Source organism: Brevundimonas sp. Soil_N_31, assembly GCF_057655995.1.
Window position 1 is genome coordinate 102,267 of sequence record NZ_JBDGLE010000003.1, and the last position, 19,934, is coordinate 122,200.

Genomic DNA, 19,934 nt, shown 5'->3' on the forward strand with positions numbered 1-19,934 from the left:
TCTCAGTTCGTCACGACCGCGCACTCCCAGCCGTCGTAGTCGAGCTGGAAGGCCGCGGCCCAGGTTTGCATCATGGCCGACACAGGCGAAAACGACGCCTCGTCGACCGGCATGGTGGTCTCCAGGACGGTCATGTCGCCCTGGCCCCGCGTCAGGAAGCCCGCACGGCGGGCCACCTCGCACAGGTCGCCGTGCGCCTCTTCCTCGCCGTAGAAGTAGAACAGCGTATGGCGCGGGGTGATCCCGCTGTCGCCCTGCTCTGCGAGCGCGGCGCGCACCATGGCGTCCTTTTCTTCGTGGCTGGCCATTTCTTCTTGGCAGGTCAGGGCGGCGGTCTCCACGCGCGCAGACGGACGGGCGCGAGCGCGCTCGCGGCCGATCCGTTCGGGTTGTCGGTTAAGCGGCCCGTTTAGAGAGGGAGGGGCCGGGGGGCAAGACCCTATTGTCAGCATGCGCGCGATAGACGGATCCCGAACCTGGCGAGCTTGCGCGAAGAGGGGGGCTTGCCCCTTCGCGCAAGAAAAACGGGGCGGCCCGTAAGGACCGCCCCGCAGATTTTCGAACCTTGTCCGTTCTTAGAAGGGACGGAAGTTCAGGCCGACGAAGAAGCGACGGCCGTAGGGGTCGTAGTTCGAGTAGATGGTGGTGCCCAGGATGTCGCGCTGTTCCGCGTCAAACAGGTTCACCACGCCGGCGCGCAACGTCAGGTCGTCACGGACATTGTAGCGAACCGTGATGTCGTGGCGCGTGAAGGCGCCGGTTTCCATCTGGTCACCCAGACGAGAGTCGGCGTTGTTGATGAAGTTGCGGGCGCGAACGATGTTCGCGCTCGACTGCCAGTCGGCCGTCCAGTTGACATTCCAGATGTCGTTCGGACGCCAGGACAGCGACGACGCCAGGCGGACACGCGGATAGGCGTTGGTGCCGCTCAGGGTGATGCTGCCGGCCAGTTCATCATAATCCGACGGATCGGACTCGTTCAGGAACTGCTTCTGCTCGATCAGCCACGAACCGTTCAGACGCCAGTCGAAGGCGCCCCAGTTCTTGCCCCAATCCGCGGTGTCCCACGAATAGTTGGCGCCGAAGTCGAGACCACGGGTTTCCAGAGCGGCGTAGTTGAACGAACGCTCGATGAAGCCGCCGATCGGATCGCCGTTCGGCGCGCCGACGCCGAACGGAATGTTCGGGTTGTTGCGGAAGACCGAGTTACAGGCGTCCATGTTGAGTTCGGCGCCGCTGACGCAGTTGGCGGCGATGCCGGCGGCCGACACCGAGGCGATGACCTTGTCGATGCTGATCTCATAGTAGTCCAGCGACACGGTCAGGCCCGGCGCGAAGCGGGGCTGGAAGACGGTCGAGAAGGTGAACGATTCCGACTCTTCCGGTTGCAGGTCCGGGTTGCCGCCCGAGACGCCCGTCAGGCCCGAAGTGTAGTTCGGACGGAAGTCGTCGGTGTTGGTGGCCGTGGCGCCGGCGAAGTCGAACGACAGGCCTTGTTGAGCGGCCAGGGTCGTGCAGTTCTTCACGCGGTTGGCCTTGGTCTCCTGGTCGTCAAGACCAGCGATCGTGGCGGTGGCGCAGGGGTCGACAAAGTTGTTGGCGAACGTTTCGCCGTACGGCGAGAAGTTCTCACCCAGGTTCGGCACGCGAACCGAGGAGTTGAAGCTGGTCTTGAAGGTGATGTCGCGGATCGGACGGTAGACCAGGTTCACGCCATAGACATCGACGTTGCCGACGGTCGAATAGTCGGCCCAGCGGTACGAGCCGCTGAGTTCGGCGTACTCGCCCAGCTTGGAGTCGCGGAACAGCGGCACCGAGACTTCGGTGAACAGTTCCTTGGACTCGTAGCTGACTTCCGGGAAGTCCGCGCCGCCGTTCAGGAACAGCAGACGGTCGCCGGCGGTGGTGCTGCGGCCAACGGCCGAAGTGCTTTCCTTGCGCCATTCGCCGCCGAAGGCGAAGCCGAGGTTGCCCGCGCCCCAGAAGTCCCACAGTTCGGTCGAGATCGAGCCGATGGCCTGGTGCTGTTCGTTCATCTCCTCGACGCGAACGAAGGCGTCGACGTATTCCAGAGCTTCAGCCGACTGGTTGCCCGCGCCGAAGATGTTCAGCGGCGTGCACTGAGCGATGGCGTTGCGGCCGTACTCGGTGTCGCGCAGGTCGCCGCCACGGTGACGGTCGGCGATGACGGCGTCGCCGCGAGCGTTCATCAACGACGAACGGCAGACGATGGCGCCCGGGGTGCCCATGATGCCGGCCGTATCGACAACGGCGTCAGCGGCCAGGGCCATGCGCTGGCTGTCGACGGCGCGTTCGATGTTCTCGATCTCGGCCTTGCCGTAGGTGTAGCCCAGATCCCAGGACAGCGACTTGGCGAAGCCCACGGGGCCGTGGTTGCCGTCGAAGCCGACGACATAGCGTTGGATGTCGCGGGTGTTGGCTTGCGTGCGTTGCGGACCGAAGAAGGTGTGACGCGCGATCGGCAGGCTTTCGGTGCCGATCAGTTCGCCGGCGTTCGCGGCGGTCGGCGGCGCATAGATGTCGATGCGGTTGTTGGCGATGGCGTCCTTCACCGTCTGCGGCAGGAAGGCGTTGTCATCCCAGCGCAGGTCGAAAGCGGACGAACCCCAGATGGAGTTGGTTTGACCAGCGTCGTAGGAGTCGTTGTCCAGATCGACGTCGAAGAACGTCCGCTGGCCGCGCATGAAGGTTTCTTCGGTGACGTACTTGGCCGACGCGTGGAAGTTGATCGAGTCGGTGATCTTGAAGTTGGTCCCGACCTGATAACGCTGCGACTCCGAAGCCGGAACGCGGCTGAAGCCTGCGACTTCGCCCAGCGGCATGCCGTCGCCGCCGATGTTGTACGGGCGGTTGATGCCGACGTTGCCGACGCGTTGGCCGAAGTTGGCCGGGCGGGCGCCGCCGTTTTCATACCAGAAGGTCTTGCCCGGCATGATGCCGAAGCAGTTGGCGGCGTAGGAGAAGTTGCCGCCGGGGAGGCAGTTCTCGTAAGGCACGTTCGGGTTGGTCAGGTCGCTGGGACGCTGCAGGTTGGCCAGGGTGGTCTGGCCCCACGGCACGATGTCCAGGCGGTTAACGCCGTAGAAGACGCCGGCGTCCAGCAGGCCGTCGTACGGACGGTTGGTCGGGTCGGCGTCGATGGCCAGACGGATCGGGCCGCGACGGATCCAGTCGATGTCCATCGAATCGACGTTGTCGATCTTCTCGTACTCGGCGTGAGCATAGACGTTCAGGCGATCGTCCATGAAGTTCTTGCCGATCAGACCCGAGATGCGGCGGGTGGCTTCGCCGTTGTCGTTGATCTGACCGTAGTTGGCGTCGATCTCCAGGCCTTCGAAATCCTTCTTGAGGATGAAGTTCAGCACGCCCGAGACGGCGTCTGCGCCGTAAACCGACGAGGCGCCGCCGGTGATGATTTCGACGTTCTGGATCAGCAGGCGCGGGATGGTGTCGACGTCAACCGACAGGTCGCCGCCCGATGAGCCGACGTGACGGCGTCCATCGACCAGGGTCAGGGTGCGGTTGGAGCCGAGCGAACGCAGGTTGGCCAGCGACAGGCCGCCGGCGTTCAGGCTGGAGCCCGTGGTGTCGGACGGCACCGTCGAGTTCTGCAGGGCCGGGATGGTGGACAGGTAATCGATCAGGCTGGTCTGGCCCGTCGACAGGATTTCCTCCTGCGTGACCTGGATCAGCGGCGTCGGCGCATTGGCGGCGCTACGACGGATACGCGAACCAGTGACGACAATTTCACCGACTTCGGTGGCTTGGGCGTCTGAGGTGGGTTGTTCGACGACCTGGGCGGAAACGGCGCCGGCGGCGACGAGGGCGCTGATCAGGACAGTGCTGCCCAGAAGGCGGGAGCGGGTGAATCGCATACAGTTAAGCCTCACATAACGACACGGTATGAACCATGATCCGCCACAGGATTGCCTCATCCGTGTCGGGTCAAGTTGGATCATGCGCGATGTGGAGCAAGTGCGACGGTAATGTTGCCGTGTTGCAAATTTGGGACGAATTTTGTCCAATAAAGACGGAATTGTGTCTCGTTATTGCGCCAATTGGGGCAATTTGCGTTCGAAATTGGGCGAAGAAATCGTGTTACTGGTTGAGCGTGCGCAGCCAGTCCGGAACCTCGTCGAAACGGCTCAGGCTGACGTAGCGAGGGTGGCCTTCGGGCGCGTCGGCGAGCTCATGGGCCCAGGTAATATGGTACGGAATATGGATTCCCCAGGCGCCCGCAGCGATTGCCGGGAGAACATCCGACTTCATGGAATTTCCCACCATAGCTGCGTCGTCTGGTGCAACGCCATGGCGCGAAAAAATCGATTCATAGGTCAAACGATCCTTTTCGGACACAATCTCGACGCCAGAGAAGTAGTCGCCGAGTCTGGAGGCGGCGAGCTTGCGTTCCTGATCCATCAGATCGCCCTTCGTGATCAGAATGAGGCGGTATCTCGTCGATAGATCGGCGACGGCTTCCGCGACGCCGGGCAGGGTCTCGACCGGGTGGACCAGCATCTCGCGGCCGGCGGCCAGGATCTCGCGCACGATGTGGGGCGGGGCGGAGCCGTCGCACAGCTCCATCGCCGTCTCCAGCATCGACAGAGTGAAGCCCTTCACGCCGTAGCCGTAGAGCCGCAGGTTGCGGCGCTCGACCTGGGCCAGGCGGTCCATCATCACCGGCTCTTCGGCGTGGTCGGCCAGAAGTTCGGCGAACCGCTTCTGGCTCAGGCGGAAGATGGTCTCATTGTGCCAGAGGGTGTCGTCGGCATCGAGGCCGACCGTGGTGACGGGCATGGGGGAGGCTCCAGAACTTCTGGCCGGGGCATTAGCATGGTTCCCTGTCCCGCTCATCCTGAAGGGAAGGCGGGAAAATCTTCATGGCGACGGCTGCGACATTTCGGTCTATGCGGCGAGCATGAGCCAAGTCGACATCCTGCCTGAACCCTCGCACCGCATCGGCTGGGGCCTGGCCGCCCTGGTGGTGGCGGGGAACATGATCGGATCGGGCGTCTATCTGTTGCCCGCCACCCTGGCGCCGACCGGCAGCAGCAGCATCATCGGCTGGATCGTCTGCGGGATCGGCGCGGTGACGCTGGCGCTGGTGTTCGGCGGTCTGGGGCGGATGCAGCCGGAGGCCGACGGCCTGTCGGACTTCGCCCGGCGCGGTCTGGGGCGGTTCCTGGGCTATCAGACGGGGCTGGCCTATTGGGCCGCCTGCCTGACCGGCAACGTCGCCGTGGCGGTGGCGGGAACCGGCTATCTGGCCTTCTTCTTTCCGGCGCTGAAGGAGCCGATGTGGGGCGCGGTCAGCAATCTGGCGCTGATCTGGCTGACGACGGCGGCCTATGCGGCGGGGTCGAAGACGGCGGCGCGGTTCGGGGCGATCACCCTGGTGCTGGGGCTGATCCCGATCGGCCTGGCCATCATCGCCGGCGTCATCGCCTTCAGCGGCGACACCTTCGTCGCCTCGTGGAGCCCGGCGGGCGAGCCGCTTATGAAGACGGTTCCGGCCTCGCTGGCCGTGATCTTCTGGGCCTTCCTGGGCGTCGAGAGCGCGGCGGCCCTGTCCAGCCAGGTGAAGAATCCGGCGACCGACGTGGGCCGCGCCTCGCTGGGCGGGGTGCTGTTGGCCTTCGTCGTCTATGTGGCGGCCAGCGTGGCGGTGTTCGGCGTCATCCCTGCCGATGTCTTGGCCCATTCGACCAGCCCTTACGCCGATCTGGTGGCGCGGGTCATGGGGGCCTCGGTGGCCGGGCTGGTTGCGGCCTGCGCCGTCATCAAGGCGACCGGCACCATTGCGGGCTGGACCATGATGGGCGGCGAGACGGCGCGCGCCTCGGCCGAGGCGGGCTGGCTGCCGCGCTGGTTCGGCGGAGCGCAGAAGGGCAAGACCCCCTTGTCCAACCCCCTGATCAACGGCGTCATCATGAGCGCCATGGTGATCGCCAGCGCCCAGCCGACGCTGGGCCAGCAGTTCGGCGTACTGATCGGCGTGACCTCGGTGCTGACGCTGTGCCTCTACGCCCTGTGCTCGGTGACGCTGTGGAAGCTGACGACCAAGCCGGGCTGGCGTCTGCTGGCCGTCGGCGGGGCGGTGTTCTCGGCCTTTGCGGTCGCGGCGGCGGCGGGCGGCTACATCTGGCCCAGCGTCGGCTTCTTCGCCGTGACCAGCCTGGCCTGGCTGTGGGTTCGCAAGCGACAGGGACGCTTCCAGGCGGCATAATCAGAGGCCGTGTTGACACGGCCTCTTCATCTCTTTAGCGACGCCGCCGTTTGTCCGCCCGTATTCACTGCTAGGAGCCCTGCGCCATGACGACTCAAATCCTGTCCGGCGCCACCGGCGTCCTCGTGCTCGCAGATGGAACGGTCCTGTCGGGGATCGGCGTCGGGGCGACCGGCTCGGCCCTCGGCGAGGTGGTCTTCAACACCTCGATGACGGGCTATCAGGAAATCCTGACCGACCCTTCGTACATGAGCCAGATCCTGGCCTTCACCTTCCCGCACATCGGCAATGTCGGCGTGAACCTGGAAGACGTCGAGCAGGTCGGCGAGGCGCCCGAGCGCGCGGCGCGCGGCGTCATCCTGCGCGACGTGCCGACTGATCCGGCCAACTGGCGCGCCACGGGCGGGCTGGACGCCTGGATGAAGTCGCGCGGCGTCATCGGCCTGGCGGGCGTCGACACCCGCGCCCTGACCCAGCTGATCCGCGAGAAGGGCGCCCCGCACGCCGTCATCGCCCATGATCCCGAAGGCAAGTTCGACCTGGAGGCCCTGACGGCCCAGGCGCGCGACTGGAAGGGCCTGGTCGGTCTGGACCTGGCCAAGGACGCTTCGACCACTCAGGCCTTCGAATGGACCGAGGGCGCCTGGGAATGGCCGACCGGCTACGCCCAGCCCCAGGCCGGCGACAAGTCGGTGGTGGTCGTCGACTACGGCGTGAAGCGCAACATCCTGCGCGCCCTGGCCTCGACCGGGGTGAAGATCACCGTGGTCCCCGCCTCGACCACGGCCGAGGACATCCTGGCCCGCAACCCCGATGGCGTGGTTCTGTCGAACGGTCCGGGCGATCCGGCCGCGACCGGCGAGTACGCCGTGCCCGAGATCAGGAAGCTGCTGGACAGCGGCAAGCCGCTGATGGGCATCTGCCTGGGCCACCAGATGCTGGCCATCGCCCTGGGCGCCAAGACGCTGAAGATGGAGCAGGGCCACCACGGCGCCAACCACCCGGTCAAGGATCTGACCACGGGCAAGGTCGAGATCGTGTCGATGAACCACGAGTTCTCGGTCGACCGCGACAGCCTGCCCGAGGCCGTGGTTGAAACCCATGTGTCGCTTTTCGATGATACGAATTGCGGGATTGCGCTGAAGGATAAACCCGTGTTCAGCGTACAGCATCACCCGGAGGCCTCGTCGGGTCCGACCGACAGCCTCTATCTGTTCAAGCGTTTCGTGGATTCCATGAGGGCGTAAATGGGGGCTCCCGCAGCGAAGTCCGCTTATCTCGGTTGGGTTTCTGCTGCGATCGCAGGGGAGAGGGGGGCCTCTCTCGCTGCTGCGGCGGCCGAGCATGATCTGATCCTGGGCTACGCCACAGGGTATGAGGCCGCCGACGTGGCGGTCTTCGTGCGCTCATTGCGCGCGGTCTACGCCGGCCCGGTGGTGCTGGTGACGGATCAGGAGCCTGAGCTGCTGGCCTTCCTGGCTGAGCATGACGTTGAGTCCGTACCGCCCGCGTGCCTGTGCAACAGCGCCTGGCGCCCGCATCCGGTGATGCAGCGGTTCGCCGCCTTCGACATGCTGATGAGCGAACGGCCCTGGGCGCGCAGCGTCCTGCTGACCGATGTGCGCGATGTGGTCTTCCAGGCGCCGCCGTTTGATCCGCCGCCCGCCAGGCCGGAATTCTTCGTCGAGTACGACGGGGGCCTGAAGGGGCACGCCTTCAACATGAAATACCTGCGCGGCGTCGGCGGCGAGGACGTGGCGCGCGCCCTGGCGGACAAGCCGTGCGTCTGCGTCGGCACCGTCATGGGGCCGCGCGAGTGCATGATCCGCTTCTGCCGCACACTGTTGATGCTGGCGGCCATTCCTCGATCCGAGATCGGCGGCGCCTTCGGGGCCGATCAGGCGGCCTGCAACATCGCCCTGCATCTGGGACTGGTCGAGGGCGAGGCGGCGGCCAACTACGGTCGAATCGCCACGATCGGCCTGACGTCGAGCGCGGACCTGTCCCTGGCGGACGGTCGGATCGTGAACCCGGACGGCGGGACCAGCGCGATCGTGCACCAGTACGACCGCCACCCGATCCTGATGGCCGCCATGCACGAACGCTGGGGCCAGGGCTTTGAGGTGCGCGAACGGCGCCGGGGCAAGAGCCTGTCCGAGCGCGGTCGCAAGCTGAAGGAATCCCTGGCGCGGCGCCTGCCCGAACTGCGTTGAGCTTCTAGGGCAGGGACGCAGGTTCGGCGCGACGCAAGGCGGCCGCCTTGCCGATGGCGATGACGGCGGCGTGCAGCCAGTAGTCGGCGTCCTCGCTGCGATCCTCCTGCCGACGCAGCCAGCCGCGTTGACGTCGCAGGGCGGCGTTGGCCAGTAGGCGGGCATGCAGGGCGCGAGGCTTGAGCAGGGGAACAGCGGGAGAGCCGGGGACGGCGACGGCGTCGGGGCCTTGGGGCTCCACCGCCGGGCGGGCGATGGCGATGAACATGAGAAAACCCATCTGACAACGGCGTCGTTCGCGGTCTGCGGCGGCTCCGTCTGGAACAGCCCCTGCTTCTCAGGGGCGCAGGAAGAATCCACAGGCTCTGTGGACAGTTCCGCCGTTATACGAAAAATATTGTTCGTAATCAGATGGTTGCGGCCGCATTGCGGACAATATGGTTAACCAATTCCTAACCGACAGGTGGGGCGATCACGACCGCTGGCGGCGCTTGTTCCCTGTGGCGGCGGCGGGATTGACGTGGTTCCGACGGATCAACGCGCCGCTCGAAAGCGCGACCGGCCTGGGCCTCGTTCTCGCCCGCCTGGAACAGGGTGGTCATGTGGGCCTGGGTGAAGTCCAGGGTGTTGGCCTCGACGTGGTCGGGGATGGCCGCCACCGACAGGGTCAGGCCATAGCGACGGGCGAACTGGGTGACGGCGGTCAGGTCGGAGCGCTGCAGGGCCTTCATCATGGTGTCGAAGCTGCGGGCGGCGATGCTGATGGCCGAGATGCGCGAGACCTCGAAACGCGGATCCCACTTGCCGTTGACCACGACCCAGATGCGGGCGTCGCCCAGGGGGCGGGCGTCGGGCGTCTCCAGCAGCAGGGCCTGGGGCACGACCAGGAAGCTGGAGACCGTGCCGCCGTCGACGTGCAGTTCCTGAATGCGGCGGCCCTGATGCTCGACGTCCAGCAGGACGGGCGGGAAGGCGCCGGGGATGCTGGCCGAGGCGATCAGCACATTGACGAACAGCAGGCGCGAGGCCGGGTCGGTGCGCTGGGCGATGGCGCCCATGTCCCAGACGACCTGGGTCTGGGTGTCCAGGCTGGTGGTCGAGACATAGAGGCGGCGGCCCTTGCGGTGCTCCTCGGCGATGGCCGCCAGCAGCTCGGGCGAGATGTTGTTCAGCACCAGATTGGTCAGGGGCTCGGGCTTGAAGACGCCGGGCAGCATCAGGGCCAGCACGCCGCGCGACTTCAGCAGGTCATCGGTCTGGCCGCTGGTGTAGGCGTGCTCCAGCGCCGGATCGAAGCGCGGGCCTGCGAAGACGAAGGGGGCGATCAGGGCGCCGGTCGAAACGCCCGTCACCACCTCGAACTGGGGCCGGTTTCCGGCCTGGCTCCAGCCGACCATGACGCCCGCGCCATAGGCGCCGTTGGCCCCGCCGCCGGACAGGGCCAGGATGTCGAAGGTTCCATCGCGGGTGGCGTTCTGGGTGTTGACCGTCTCGCGCACGAAGCGGTCGCGGGCCTCGGGGGTCAGGAAGTCGTAGCGCCAGGGCGGGCTGGCGGCGGCCAGATCGGCGGCGTCGAAGGCCGGGCGCGGAATGGTCTGGCAGGCGCCGAGGGTCAGGAAGACGGCGGGCAGCAGCAACAGAACAAGCAGACGAAATCGGCGCATGATCGCAAGGGCTCCGGCAGGGCTGGAACGACTTAAAGCGCAGTCGTGCGACAGAAGGAAGTCAGGCGGTTGTCCACGGACTTATCCCCAGGCGGTGTTTTGGTCGGGGGCCGTCGTCGCGGCGAGCGGGCGAGGGCTGGCCTTTGCCCGCCATCGGACGGCATAGGTCAGGCGTGCGATTTGACGAACGGTTCATCGAGGAGTTGAAGGCCCGCCTTCGGCCGTCCGACATCATCGGGCGGACGGTGAAGCTCAAGCGTCAGGGACGCGAGTTCGTCGGCCTGAGCCCCTTCTCGAAGGAGAAGTCGCCCAGCTTCTTCGTCAATGACGACAAGGGCTTCTTCCACGACTTCAGCTCGGGCAAGCACGGCGACGTCATCAGCTTCCTGCAGGAGACGGAGCGGCTCAGCTTCGTCGAGGCGGTCAGCCGCCTGGCGGGCGAGGCGGGCATGCAGTTGCCCGCCGAAGACCCCCAGGCCGCCGAGCGCGAGCAGAAGCGTCAGGGCCTGGCCGACTGGATGGACCTGTCCCAGAAGTGGTTCGCCGCCAATCTGCGCCGCAGCGTCGGCAAGGCGGCGCGCGAGTATCTGGAAAAGCGCGGCCTGCCCGAGGACCAGTGGGAGCGCTTCGGCCTGGGTTATGCGCCCAACGACCGCGAGGGTCTGAAGCAGGCGCTGGTCCAGCGCGGGGCGCGGCCGGGCGATCTGGTCGAGGCGGGGATGCTGATCGCGCCGGAAGGCGGGGGTCAGCCCTATGACCGCTTCCGTGACCGGCTGATGTTCCCGATCCTGGACGCGCGCGGGCGCATCGTCAGCTTCGGCGGCCGGGCGATGAACCCGGACGACCGGGCGAAGTATCTGAACGGGCCGGAGACCTCGCTGTTTCACAAGGGGGCGACCCTGTACGGCCTGCCGGAAGCGCGGCGGATCATGGGCGCCGAGAGCCGGGGCGAGCAGGGCATCATCGTCGTCGAAGGCTATATGGATGTCATCGCCTGCCACCGGGCGGGCCTGCCTGCGGTCGCGCCGATGGGCACGGCCCTGACCGAGGAGCAGATGGAGCGTCTGTGGCGCGTGTCAGCCGAGCCGGTGCTGAGTTTCGACGGCGACGCGGCGGGCCTGCGGGCCGCCTATCGATCGATCGAGCGGGCGCTGCCGCTGCTGAAGCCGGGCAAGTCGTTCCGCTTCGCCCTGCTGGAGGGCGGGCAGGATCCGGACGACATTCTGCGCGATCGCGGGGCGCCCGCCCTGCGTCAGGCGATGGCGACGACCCGGCCCTTCGCCGAGGTGCTGTTCCGCCGCGAGGTCGAGGCCGAACCGCTCGACACGCCCGAGCGCAAGGCGGGGCTGAAGGGGCGTCTGCGTCAGGCGGCCAACGCCGTGCAGGACAAGGATCTGGCCGAGCAATACAGGCGCGACCTGTTCGACCGCTTCGACGCCCTGTTCCCGCGTCAGCAACAGCAGCGGCCGCCGCAGTCGGGCGGACGGCCGGGGCCGGGCGGGCGCTGGCGCGGTCCGCCGCCCTTGCAGGGGCAGACGGTGGAGGGGGCGCAGGCCATGCAGGCGCTGTTCCGCTCGGTCGAGCCGATCGCCGCCGCCCTGGCCCACGGCGCCATCGACGACCCGGAGCGGCTGGACGATCACATGGAGGCGGTGGCGCGCTACGGCTTCGGCGATCCGGCCCTGGACGGGCTGGCCCAGGAACTGGTTCGATTGCGTTTCTCGGGTCGGACCCTTGACTCCGCCGCCCTGCGCCGCCATCTGGCCCAATCGGGTCATGATGCCTTGATGCACGAGGTCGAGAAGGCGGCGGCGAAGTCCGGCGCGCCATTCCTGGCTGCAGACAAGCCCCTCGGCGAGGCGAGGATCCGGTGGTCGCAAGCGTTCGACGCTCTGACCCGCGCAGCGGCGTTGGACGAGGCGCTGGCTTCAGCGAAGTCGGAGGCTCATCGGGCCTTCGATAACTCGGCTTTCGCTCTGGTGAAGGCTGAGCGCGATGCCCTGCGGCGAGCCATCAAGACCGGAACGATTTGGGAAGACTCGGCTTCTTCGTAACCAACGAAGTCGTCGGGCGTTGTATTTTCGCCGCAGGGGACTGATCACCCCCGGCCGGCCGTGGAGACAGACTGAATGAGCGCGCAGACCGAGACGCAGGACGCCGAAACCAACGCCGACGGGCCCCTGCTCGATCTCACCGACGCCGGGGTGAAGAAATTCATCCGCCAGGCGAAGACGCGCGGCTATGTGACGATGGAGGAGCTGAACAAGGTTCTGCCGTCCGAAGAAGTCACGCCGGACCAGATCGAAGACATCCTGGCCATGCTGTCGGAGATGGGCGTCAACGTCGTCGAAGCCGAAGAGGACGCCGCCGAGGCGACCGGCACCGACGTGGCCGCCGCCGCCGAGACCTCGGTCGCCGAAGCCCCGGCCAAGGCGGCCTATGACCGCACGGACGATCCGGTGCGGATGTATCTGCGCGAGATGGGCTCGGTCGAGCTGCTGAGCCGCGAGGGCGAGATCGCCATCGCCAAGCGCATCGAGGCCGGCCGCGACGCCATGATCTCGGGGCTCTGCGAAAGCGCCCTGACCTTTGAGGCCATTATGGTCTGGCGCGAGGAACTGGCCAACAACCGCATCCTGCTGCGTGAAGTGATCGACCTGGACGCCACCTACGGCATCCTGAATCCCTCGTCCCTGCCGCACAACCAGCCCGCCCCGGCCCAGCCGACCGGCGAGCCGGACGGCGACGGCGAAGAGGATGACGACGAGGACTTCGACGACGGCGGCGCCATGTCGATCTCGGCCCTGGAGGCCGAGCTGCGCGACGGCGTCATGGAGGTGCTGGACGCCATCGCCGTCGATTTCGGCGAGTTCCGCAAGCTGCAGGACAAGCTGGTCGAGGCGCGCCTGAAGGGCGAAGTCCTGACCGCCAAGGACCAGAAGATCTATGAATCCCTGACGGCGTCCATCTCGGACCGCCTGAAGACGATGAAGCTGAACAACGCCCGCATCGAGGCGCTGGTCGAGCAGCTGTACGCCATCAACAAGCGCCTGATCGGCCAGGAAGGCCGCCTGCTGCGTCTGGCCGACGGCTACGGCATTTCGCGGCCCGAGTTCCTCAAGGCCTATTTCGGTTCGGAAATGGATCCGAACTGGGCTGAGCGCATCAAGGAGATGGGCGTCCGCTGGACCAAGTTCAGCGAGAACGAAGCCGCTCAGATCGACGCCATCCGCACCCATATCGCCAGCGTCGCCACCGAGGCCGGCGTGCCGATCGACGACTATCGCCGCATCGTGCAGATGGTGCAGAAGGGCGAGCGCGAGGCCCGTCAGGCCAAGAAGGAGATGGTCGAGGCCAACCTGCGCCTGGTCATCTCCATCGCCAAGAAATACACCAACCGCGGCCTGCAGTTCCTGGACCTGATCCAGGAAGGCAACATCGGCCTGATGAAGGCGGTCGACAAGTTCGAGTACCGCCGCGGCTACAAGTTCTCGACCTACGCCACCTGGTGGATCCGTCAGGCGATCACCCGCTCGATCGCCGACCAGGCGCGCACCATCCGTATTCCGGTGCACATGATCGAGACGATCAACAAGATCGTCCGCACCCAGCGCCAGATGCTGCACGAGATCGGCCGCGAGGCGACCCCGGAAGAGCTGGCCGAGCGTCTGGCCATGCCGCTGGAGAAGGTCCGCAAGGTGCTGAAGATCGCCAAGGAGCCGATCTCGCTGGAGACCCCCATCGGCGACGAGGAAGACAGCCACTTGGGCGACTTCATCGAGGACAAGAACGCCATCCTGCCGATCGACGCGGCGATCCAGTCGAACCTGCGCGAAACCACGACCCGCGTGCTGGCCTCGCTGACCCCGCGTGAGGAACGCGTTCTGCGGATGCGCTTCGGCATCGGCATGAACACCGACCACACCCTGGAGGAGGTCGGCCAGCAGTTCTCGGTCACGCGCGAACGCATCCGTCAGATCGAGGCCAAGGCCCTGCGCAAGCTGAAGCACCCCTCGCGGTCGCGGAAGCTGCGGAGCTTCCTGGACTCCTAAGCGAGACGATGAAAATCAAAGGGCGGCTCCGACGGAGCCGCCCTTTTTCTTTTGGCGAGGCGTGGCGCTTCATTGCCCGTTCCTCGCCGTCATCCTCGGGCTTGACCCGAGGATCGGGTTATCCGCCTGCTCGACCTCAACGAGAACGAGCGCGCCTTGCGCTCGATCCTCGGGTCAAGCCCGAGGATGACGGCAGAGAAGGCGAGCGAGGAAGGGGGGGAAGCGGACCTAGAGAGGCTCTATTTCTTCTCGTCGAAGACGGTTTCGAAGCCGCCCCACATCATGCGCTTGCCGTCGAAGGGCATGTCCATGTTCGCCATGGCGGGGTCGTCCTGCATCTTGGCCCAGGCGTCGTCGGCGGTCTTCTTGTCGGGCCAGATCAGCCAGGAGAAGACGACGACCTCGCCGTCCTCCAGCTTCACCGACATGGGAAAGCTGGTGACCTTGCCGTCGGGCACGTCCACGCCCCAGTTCTCGACATGGGCCAGGGCGCCGTAGCCCTTGAACAGCGGCCAGGCGACGCGGGCGGACTCGATGTAGCGGTCCTTGTTCTCGGTCTTCACGGGGGTCAGGAAGCCGGTGATGTAGTTCATCTTGGTTCTCCTTCGGAGGTTGGCCCCCTATCGCTCGCCGGCGGCTCGCTGTTTGAGGGGGCAGGGCGGATGGTCGGGGCGGGCGGGGTCGTCGTCTTGGTCGAAAGCGACAGGTCGGACGGCTTAGCTTGGCGGCCTACCCGATCCTGTCAGCAGCGGCCTCGATGGCGGCGATGTCGATCTTGTGCATCGTCATCATCGCCTCGAAGGCGGCCTTGGCGCGGGCCGGGTCGGGGTCGTCGTAGAAGGCCATCAGGCGGCGCGGCGTGATCTGCCAGTTCACGCCCCAGCGGTCCTTGCACCAGCCGCAGGCGCTTTCGGCCCCGCCGTTTCCGACGATGGCGTCCCACAGGCGGTCGGTCTCGGCCTGGTCGTCGGTCATGATCATGAACGACACGGCCTCGGTCTGGGGAAAGTTCGGACCGCCGTTCAGGCCGACGTAGCGGCGCCCGGCCAGGGTGAACTCGACCACCAGTTCGGACCCTTCGGGGCTGGACGGATTGTCGGCGGGGCTGGCGACGACGCGCTCGATGCGGCTGTCGGGCAGGCCCAGCGAAACGTAGAACTCGGCCGCCTTCTTCGCCTGGCCGAGGTCGTACCAGATACAGGGAATGATCTTGTCGCTCATGGCGCGCTCTCCTGCGGGGTGAGGTTTTCGGCGACCTGGGCCAGTTGGTCGGCGGCGGCGCCCCAGCCGGGCTCGAAACCCATGTCGCGGTGGGCCTGCATGGCCTTTTCGTCCCAGTGGCGGGCGCGGGCGGTGTAGCGCGTGCCGTCGCCTTCGGGCTCGAAGCTGTCGATGCGGACGAAGTTCATCTCGCCCGGCTGCGGGATCCAGCCTTCGGTGAAGGCGCCGGTCGTCACCAGGCGGCGGCTCGGCTCCACCTCCAGCACCACGCCGCGATACTCATGCCGCTCGCCCTCGGGCGACTGCATGACGACGTCGGCGCGGCCGCCGGGACGCAGGTCATGGTCGACCGACACCGTGCTCCACGGGCGCGGGGTGAACCATTCGGTCGCGTGCCGGGTCCAGGCCCGCCACACCGTCTCGGGCGAGGCCTTGATGAAGCGGCTGACGCTGAGTTCGTAGAGGTCGCTCATGGCTCATCCTCCGCCGACCTGGGAGGCGAAGGCTTCCGGCCCCTGGGCGGCGGCTTCCGGGTCCATCCACATGACCTCCCAGATATGGCCGTCGGGATCGGCGTAGCTGCGGCCGTACATGAAGCCGTAGTCCTGTCTGGCGTTGGGATCGGCCTGGCCGCCGGCGGCGGCGGCGGCGCGATCGACCACGGCGTCGACGCCGTCTCGGCTGTCCTCCGACACGCAGATCAGCACCTGGGCCGTCTTGTGCGCGTCCGGAATGGCGCGGTCGGTGAAGGTCGCCCATTTCTCATGCGTCAGCAGCATGGCGTGGATGGTGTCGGAAAAGACCATGCAGGCCGCCGTCTCGTCCGAGAACAGCGGGTTCATGGTCGCGCCGACCGCCTCATAGAAGGCGACGGAGCGCGCCAGGTCGGCGACCGGCAGGTTGATGAAGATCAGCTTGGGCATCGGCGATGGTCCTCCCTTGCGTGGCCCTCCCTCCCCGGACGGCCTGCCCTATGATGTTGGTCGTTCTGCGCCTTGATGTTATGTTAGTCAACCATGAAGTTAGAAAAAGTAACTACTAAGTCCGAATCCCGATCCCGGCGCTATCACGACGCCTGCGGGGCGGCGCATGGGCTGGACCTGGTGGGCGAGCGGTGGGCCTTGCTGGTCATCAGAGAACTCATGATGGGGCCGCGGCGTTTCAGCGACCTGCGAAAAGACCTGTGCGGCCTGTCGGCCAATGTGCTGACCCAGCGGCTGGAGGGGCTGGAGGCCTCGGGCGTGGTCCGGCGACGCAAGCTGCCGCCGCCCGCCTCGGTCCAGGTCTATGAGCTGACCGACTGGGGCTATGAGATCGAGCCGGTCTTCATGGTGCTGGGCCGCTGGGCCGCGCGCTCGCCCCAGCACGACCCGACCCTGCCGATCAGCGCCGTCTCCATCATGCAGTCGTTCAAGACCATGTTCGATCCCGCCCGCGCGCAGGGCGCCGAGATGCGGCTGGGCTTTGTTCTGGGCGAGGACCGGATGGTCGTAAGCGTGGCGAGCGGCTCCATCGACGCCGTGCGCGGTGAGGTCGAGGGCTGCGACGTCGTGGTGCGCGCCTCGGCCCAGGTCGTGGCCGCCGCCGTCTACGGCAAGGTTCCGCTGGAGGCGCTGGAAGGCGAGGGGGCGATGACGATCGAGGGCGATCGGGCGACGTTCGCGCGGTTCGTCGACTTCTTCCACCTGCCGGAAAAGGCGGGGTAACGGCTAGGGCCTAGACCAGGATATCCAGCAGGGCTCCCGTCATCTCATCCACCGTTCGGGCGACGGCGACGTTGGCCGAGAACTCGCTCTTGGCGCGAATCTGCTCGACCGCCTCGACGGCGTAGTCGTCCATCCGGCCCGAGGCGACGCGGCGGGCGCTGTCCTCCAGCCGGGCCGAGGCGGCCTGCATCCCGGCGGCGGCGGTGCTGAGCGGCGAGATCATGGATGATCCTTCGAAGGACGGAGGTCTGAACCCGGCCAGCATCGCCCCTGCGTGGTCAACGCCCGATCAACGGACGTGGTGAACGGCGGTCGTTTTTGTGCGATTCGGCCCCACCCCGGCCCTTATTCGTGTATAGGAAGCGCCTTCCCCGACGCCCGGCAGGCTGCGACGCCTCGCCGGGCGCGGCCGTTTAACGGTCGCCTCATCCGAACTCCCAGGCCTTTCATGCCCTTTCCCGCGATCCATCCCGCGCTTGACCGCGCCCTGCTGAACAAGGGCTACCTTGAACCGACGCCGGTTCAGGCCGCTGTCCTGGAAGGCCATGGCGAGGCGGACCTGCTGGTCTCCGCCCAGACCGGATCGGGCAAGACGGTGGCCTTCGGCCTGGCGGCGGCGCCGACCCTGCTGGGCGAGGACGAGCGGTTCGGCCAGCCGGACACGCCGCTGATGCTGGCCATCGCCCCGACGCGCGAGCTGGCGCTGCAGGTCGCGGCCGAGCTGGAATGGCTGTACGCCGAGGCGGGCGCCAAGATCGTCACCTGCGTCGGCGGCATGGACGCCCGCAAGGAAGCCCGCGCCCTGAACTACGGCGCCCACGTCGTCGTCGGCACGCCGGGCCGTCTGAAGGACCACATCGACCGCGGGGCGCTGGACCTGTCGGCCGCTCGCGTCGTCGTGCTGGATGAAGCCGATGAAATGCTGGACATGGGCTTCCGCGAGGATCTGGAATACATCCTCGATCAGGCGCCGGAAGAGCGCCGCACCCTGCTGTTCTCGGCCACCATCGCCCGCGACATCGCGATCATGGCCAAGCGGTATCAGAAGGACGCGGTGCGCATCGACACCGTCGACCGCAGCCAGCCGCACAACGACATCGAATACCGCGCCATGCGCATCGCGCCGAACGAGATCGAGCGCGCCGTGGTCAACGTGCTGCGCTATTTCGAGGCCCCGGGCGTGCTGGTCTTCTGCTCGACGCGGGATTCGGTGCGTCACCTGCAGGCCTCGCTGGTCGAGCGGGGCTTCGCCTCGGTCGCCCTGTCCGGCGAGATGGGCCAGCGCGAGCGTAATGAGGCGCTGCAGGCGCTGCGCGATCGCCGCGCCCGCGTCTGCGTCGCCACCGACGTGGCCGCGCGCGGTCTGGACCTGCCCGATCTGGGGTTGGTGATCCACGCCGAACTGCCGATCAACAAGGCGACCATGCTGCACCGCTCGGGCCGCACCGGCCGCGCGGGCAAGAAGGGGATCTCGGTCCTGCTGGTCCCGCACAGCCGCCGCCGCAAGGCCGAGATGCTGCTGGGCTCGGCCGGGGTCGAGGCCGTCTGGTCCGGCGCCCCGACCGCCGATGAAATCCGCGCTCAGGACGAGCAGCGCCTGCTGGCCGCGCCGGTCTTCGCCGAGGAAGGCGCGGACGAGGATGCCGGTCTGGTCGAAAAGCTGGTCAAGGAGCGCACGCCGGACGATCTGGCCCGCGCCCTGCTGGTGCTGCTGCGCAAGAACCTGCCCGCGCCGGAAGACCTGATCGATCCGGGCGAGGGCCCGCAGCGCAAGCCGCGCCGCGAACGCGATGCGGCGGGCGACGACGCCTACGCCCCCGCGCCGTGGCCGGGCGACCGGCTGCAGCCGGACGAAGTCACCTGGTTCCGTCTGGACATCGGCCGCAACCGCAACGCCGATCCCAAATGGCTGATCCCGCTGATCTGCCGCATCGGCGGCGTGACCAAGCAGCAGATCGGCTCGATCCGCACCTTCCCCGAAGAGACGCGCTTCGAGATCGCCCTGAGCCACGCCGATGCCTTCCGCGCGGCGGCGGCCCAGAGCAAGGAAGAGGCCCGCATCACCCCGTCCGAGGCGCCGACGCCCGGTTCAATGAAGGGCGCGCGCAACCGCAATTTCGAACGCGACGGCGAGGCCCGCCCCTACGCCAAGAAGCCCTTCCGCCGCGACGAGGACGGTCAGGGCCGCCCGCCGTTCAAGAAGAAGCCGTGGAGCCCGGAGGGCGACGCAGGCCGCAGCGCGGACGGCGAACGTCCCTTCAAGAAAAAGCCCTATGCGCCGCGCACCGATGCGGCTCCGGGCGAGGGCGGCTTCAACAAGAAGCCCGGATTCAAGGACAAGGGCGACAAGAAGCCCTTCACGCCCAAGGCGGGCTTCAAGGGCAAGCCGGACTTCAAGGGCGGCGCCAAGCCCTTCGCCAAGGGGCCGAAGAAGGCGGGCAAGCGTTTCGACTGACCTCTGATCCCTGACTTGCCCCCGGCGCGATCCGGGGGCAGGCTGGGGCCATGAGCATCGAGCAACCCCAAGGGCGGTACGCCTCGTTCGAGGCCTTCTACCCCTATTACATCCATGAGCATTCCAACCGGACGTGCCGCCGCATCCATGTGGTCGGGACGGGGCTGGTGATCGCGGCCTTTCTGGCGTTTTGCTTCACCCTGAACCCCTGGTGGCTGCTGGCCATGCCGCTGGTCGGTTACGGCTTCGCCTGGGTGGGGCATTTCTTCTTCGAGAAGAACCGGCCCGCGACGTTCAAATATCCGCTGTGGAGCCTGATGGGCGACTTCCGCCTGTTCTTCGAGACGGTCAGCGGCAAGCGGAAGTTCTGAAGACG

18 protein-coding genes are annotated in these 19,934 nt (G+C 66.8%); 8 read left to right on the forward strand and 10 right to left on the reverse strand.

What is annotated here, in order from left to right; all coding sequences use genetic code 11:
* Positions 1-2 precede the first annotated feature (2 nt).
* The 3 genes from AC3A3G_RS05865 to AC3A3G_RS05875 all read right to left on the reverse strand — a co-directional run bounded on the left by AC3A3G_RS05865 (position 3) and on the right by AC3A3G_RS05875 (position 4,818).
* Positions 3-308: a ribonuclease E inhibitor RraB gene (locus AC3A3G_RS05865; RefSeq protein WP_412876221.1), complete on the reverse strand. Its 306-nt coding sequence runs from the start codon at positions 306-308 to the stop codon at positions 3-5.
* A gap of 267 nt (positions 309-575) precedes the next feature.
* A complete protein-coding gene (locus AC3A3G_RS05870) occupies positions 576-3,896 on the reverse strand; it encodes a TonB-dependent receptor domain-containing protein (protein ID WP_487487755.1) in 3,321 nt (1,106 codons plus the stop codon).
* Between the two features lie 223 nt (positions 3,897-4,119).
* Complete coding sequence (locus AC3A3G_RS05875) at positions 4,120-4,818, reverse strand: HAD family hydrolase (RefSeq protein ID WP_487487756.1); 699 nt, start codon at positions 4,816-4,818, stop codon at positions 4,120-4,122.
* A 121-nt stretch (positions 4,819-4,939) separates the two neighbouring features.
* On the opposite strand from AC3A3G_RS05875, the gene AC3A3G_RS05880 reads away from it, so the two are divergent.
* From AC3A3G_RS05880 to AC3A3G_RS05890, 3 genes are all read left to right on the forward strand, one after another.
* A complete protein-coding gene (locus tag AC3A3G_RS05880; protein WP_487487757.1) occupies positions 4,940-6,247 on the forward strand; it encodes an amino acid permease in 1,308 nt (435 codons plus the stop codon).
* Between the two features lie 86 nt (positions 6,248-6,333).
* Positions 6,334-7,494: a glutamine-hydrolyzing carbamoyl-phosphate synthase small subunit gene (gene carA / locus AC3A3G_RS05885; RefSeq protein WP_200167041.1), complete on the forward strand. Its 1,161-nt coding sequence runs from the start codon at positions 6,334-6,336 to the stop codon at positions 7,492-7,494.
* Positions 7,495-8,460, forward strand: coding sequence for a hypothetical protein (locus AC3A3G_RS05890; RefSeq protein ID WP_487487758.1), 966 nt, complete (start codon positions 7,495-7,497; stop codon positions 8,458-8,460).
* 4 nt (positions 8,461-8,464) lie between these two features.
* Here AC3A3G_RS05890 and AC3A3G_RS05895 read toward each other — a convergent pair whose 3' ends face one another.
* Together AC3A3G_RS05895 and AC3A3G_RS05900 are read right to left on the reverse strand one after the other, a co-directional pair.
* Positions 8,465-8,740, reverse strand: a complete 276-nt coding sequence (locus AC3A3G_RS05895) for a hypothetical protein (RefSeq protein WP_368923681.1) — start codon at positions 8,738-8,740, stop codon at positions 8,465-8,467.
* Between the two features lie 172 nt (positions 8,741-8,912).
* Positions 8,913-10,124 carry a patatin-like phospholipase family protein gene (locus AC3A3G_RS05900; protein WP_487487759.1) on the reverse strand — a complete coding sequence of 404 codons (1,212 nt, stop codon included), beginning with the start codon at positions 10,122-10,124 and terminating at the stop codon, positions 8,913-8,915.
* Between the two features lie 173 nt (positions 10,125-10,297).
* Between AC3A3G_RS05900 and dnaG the strand changes: the two genes are divergently transcribed.
* Together dnaG and rpoD are read left to right on the forward strand one after the other, a co-directional pair.
* Entirely contained in the window at positions 10,298-12,178 is a 1,881-nt protein-coding gene (gene dnaG, locus AC3A3G_RS05905) for a DNA primase (RefSeq protein ID WP_125900562.1), read from the forward strand.
* Between the two features lie 75 nt (positions 12,179-12,253).
* Entirely contained in the window at positions 12,254-14,176 is a 1,923-nt protein-coding gene (rpoD, locus tag AC3A3G_RS05910) for an RNA polymerase sigma factor RpoD (protein ID WP_200167047.1), read from the forward strand.
* 239 nt (positions 14,177-14,415) lie between these two features.
* Here rpoD and AC3A3G_RS05915 read toward each other — a convergent pair whose 3' ends face one another.
* From AC3A3G_RS05915 to AC3A3G_RS05930, 4 genes are all read right to left on the reverse strand, one after another.
* Positions 14,416-14,769 (reverse strand): DUF1428 domain-containing protein, encoded by a 354-nt coding sequence (locus AC3A3G_RS05915; protein ID WP_368923676.1) that lies wholly within the window; start codon positions 14,767-14,769, stop codon positions 14,416-14,418.
* A 136-nt stretch (positions 14,770-14,905) separates the two neighbouring features.
* The gene (locus AC3A3G_RS05920) at positions 14,906-15,397 is read right to left on the reverse strand and encodes a VOC family protein (RefSeq protein WP_003166059.1); all 492 of its coding nucleotides are present in this window, start codon (positions 15,395-15,397) and stop codon (positions 14,906-14,908) included.
* Positions 15,394-15,870 (reverse strand): SRPBCC family protein, encoded by a 477-nt coding sequence (locus AC3A3G_RS05925; protein ID WP_368923672.1) that lies wholly within the window; start codon positions 15,868-15,870, stop codon positions 15,394-15,396. Before AC3A3G_RS05925 ends, AC3A3G_RS05920 begins: the two co-directional genes overlap by 4 nt.
* Before the next feature lie 3 nt (positions 15,871-15,873).
* Positions 15,874-16,320, reverse strand: coding sequence for a VOC family protein (locus AC3A3G_RS05930; protein ID WP_487487760.1), 447 nt, complete (start codon positions 16,318-16,320; stop codon positions 15,874-15,876).
* A 93-nt stretch (positions 16,321-16,413) separates the two neighbouring features.
* Here AC3A3G_RS05930 and AC3A3G_RS05935 point away from each other — a divergent pair, with 93 nt between their 5' ends.
* Positions 16,414-17,103 (forward strand): winged helix-turn-helix transcriptional regulator, encoded by a 690-nt coding sequence (locus tag AC3A3G_RS05935; protein ID WP_487487761.1) that lies wholly within the window; start codon positions 16,414-16,416, stop codon positions 17,101-17,103.
* Between the two features lie 10 nt (positions 17,104-17,113).
* Here AC3A3G_RS05935 and AC3A3G_RS05940 read toward each other — a convergent pair whose 3' ends face one another.
* Positions 17,114-17,326 carry a flagellar hook protein FlgE gene (locus AC3A3G_RS05940; RefSeq protein WP_487487762.1) on the reverse strand — a complete coding sequence of 71 codons (213 nt, stop codon included), beginning with the start codon at positions 17,324-17,326 and terminating at the stop codon, positions 17,114-17,116.
* Between the two features lie 225 nt (positions 17,327-17,551).
* Here AC3A3G_RS05940 and AC3A3G_RS05945 point away from each other — a divergent pair, with 225 nt between their 5' ends.
* The gene (locus AC3A3G_RS05945) at positions 17,552-19,558 is read left to right on the forward strand and encodes a DEAD/DEAH box helicase (RefSeq protein ID WP_368923666.1); all 2,007 of its coding nucleotides are present in this window, start codon (positions 17,552-17,554) and stop codon (positions 19,556-19,558) included.
* A gap of 50 nt (positions 19,559-19,608) precedes the next feature.
* The gene (locus AC3A3G_RS05950; RefSeq protein WP_024353661.1) at positions 19,609-19,929 is read left to right on the forward strand and encodes an Mpo1-like protein; all 321 of its coding nucleotides are present in this window, start codon (positions 19,609-19,611) and stop codon (positions 19,927-19,929) included.
* Positions 19,930-19,934: the final 5 nt, after the last annotated feature.

Coding starts and splice junctions, on each gene's coding strand:
- AC3A3G_RS05865 (WP_412876221.1), bottom strand. CDS start 308: ATGGCCAGCCACGAAGAAAAGGACGCCATGGTGCGCGCCGCGCTCGCA.
- AC3A3G_RS05870 (WP_487487755.1), bottom strand. CDS start 3,896: ATGCGATTCACCCGCTCCCGCCTTCTGGGCAGCACTGTCCTGATCAGC.
- AC3A3G_RS05875 (WP_487487756.1), bottom strand. CDS start 4,818: ATGCCCGTCACCACGGTCGGCCTCGATGCCGACGACACCCTCTGGCAC.
- AC3A3G_RS05880 (WP_487487757.1), top strand. CDS start 4,940: ATGAGCCAAGTCGACATCCTGCCTGAACCCTCGCACCGCATCGGCTGG.
- carA (WP_200167041.1), top strand. CDS start 6,334: ATGACGACTCAAATCCTGTCCGGCGCCACCGGCGTCCTCGTGCTCGCA.
- AC3A3G_RS05890 (WP_487487758.1), top strand. CDS start 7,495: ATGGGGGCTCCCGCAGCGAAGTCCGCTTATCTCGGTTGGGTTTCTGCT.
- AC3A3G_RS05895 (WP_368923681.1), bottom strand. CDS start 8,740: ATGGGTTTTCTCATGTTCATCGCCATCGCCCGCCCGGCGGTGGAGCCC.
- AC3A3G_RS05900 (WP_487487759.1), bottom strand. CDS start 10,124: ATGCGCCGATTTCGTCTGCTTGTTCTGTTGCTGCTGCCCGCCGTCTTC.
- rpoD (WP_200167047.1), top strand. CDS start 12,254: ATGAGCGCGCAGACCGAGACGCAGGACGCCGAAACCAACGCCGACGGG.
- AC3A3G_RS05915 (WP_368923676.1), bottom strand. CDS start 14,769: ATGAACTACATCACCGGCTTCCTGACCCCCGTGAAGACCGAGAACAAG.
- AC3A3G_RS05920 (WP_003166059.1), bottom strand. CDS start 15,397: ATGAGCGACAAGATCATTCCCTGTATCTGGTACGACCTCGGCCAGGCG.
- AC3A3G_RS05925 (WP_368923672.1), bottom strand. CDS start 15,870: ATGAGCGACCTCTACGAACTCAGCGTCAGCCGCTTCATCAAGGCCTCG.
- AC3A3G_RS05930 (WP_487487760.1), bottom strand. CDS start 16,320: ATGCCCAAGCTGATCTTCATCAACCTGCCGGTCGCCGACCTGGCGCGC.
- AC3A3G_RS05935 (WP_487487761.1), top strand. CDS start 16,414: ATGAAGTTAGAAAAAGTAACTACTAAGTCCGAATCCCGATCCCGGCGC.
- AC3A3G_RS05940 (WP_487487762.1), bottom strand. CDS start 17,326: ATGATCTCGCCGCTCAGCACCGCCGCCGCCGGGATGCAGGCCGCCTCG.
- AC3A3G_RS05945 (WP_368923666.1), top strand. CDS start 17,552: ATGCCCTTTCCCGCGATCCATCCCGCGCTTGACCGCGCCCTGCTGAAC.
- AC3A3G_RS05950 (WP_024353661.1), top strand. CDS start 19,609: ATGAGCATCGAGCAACCCCAAGGGCGGTACGCCTCGTTCGAGGCCTTC.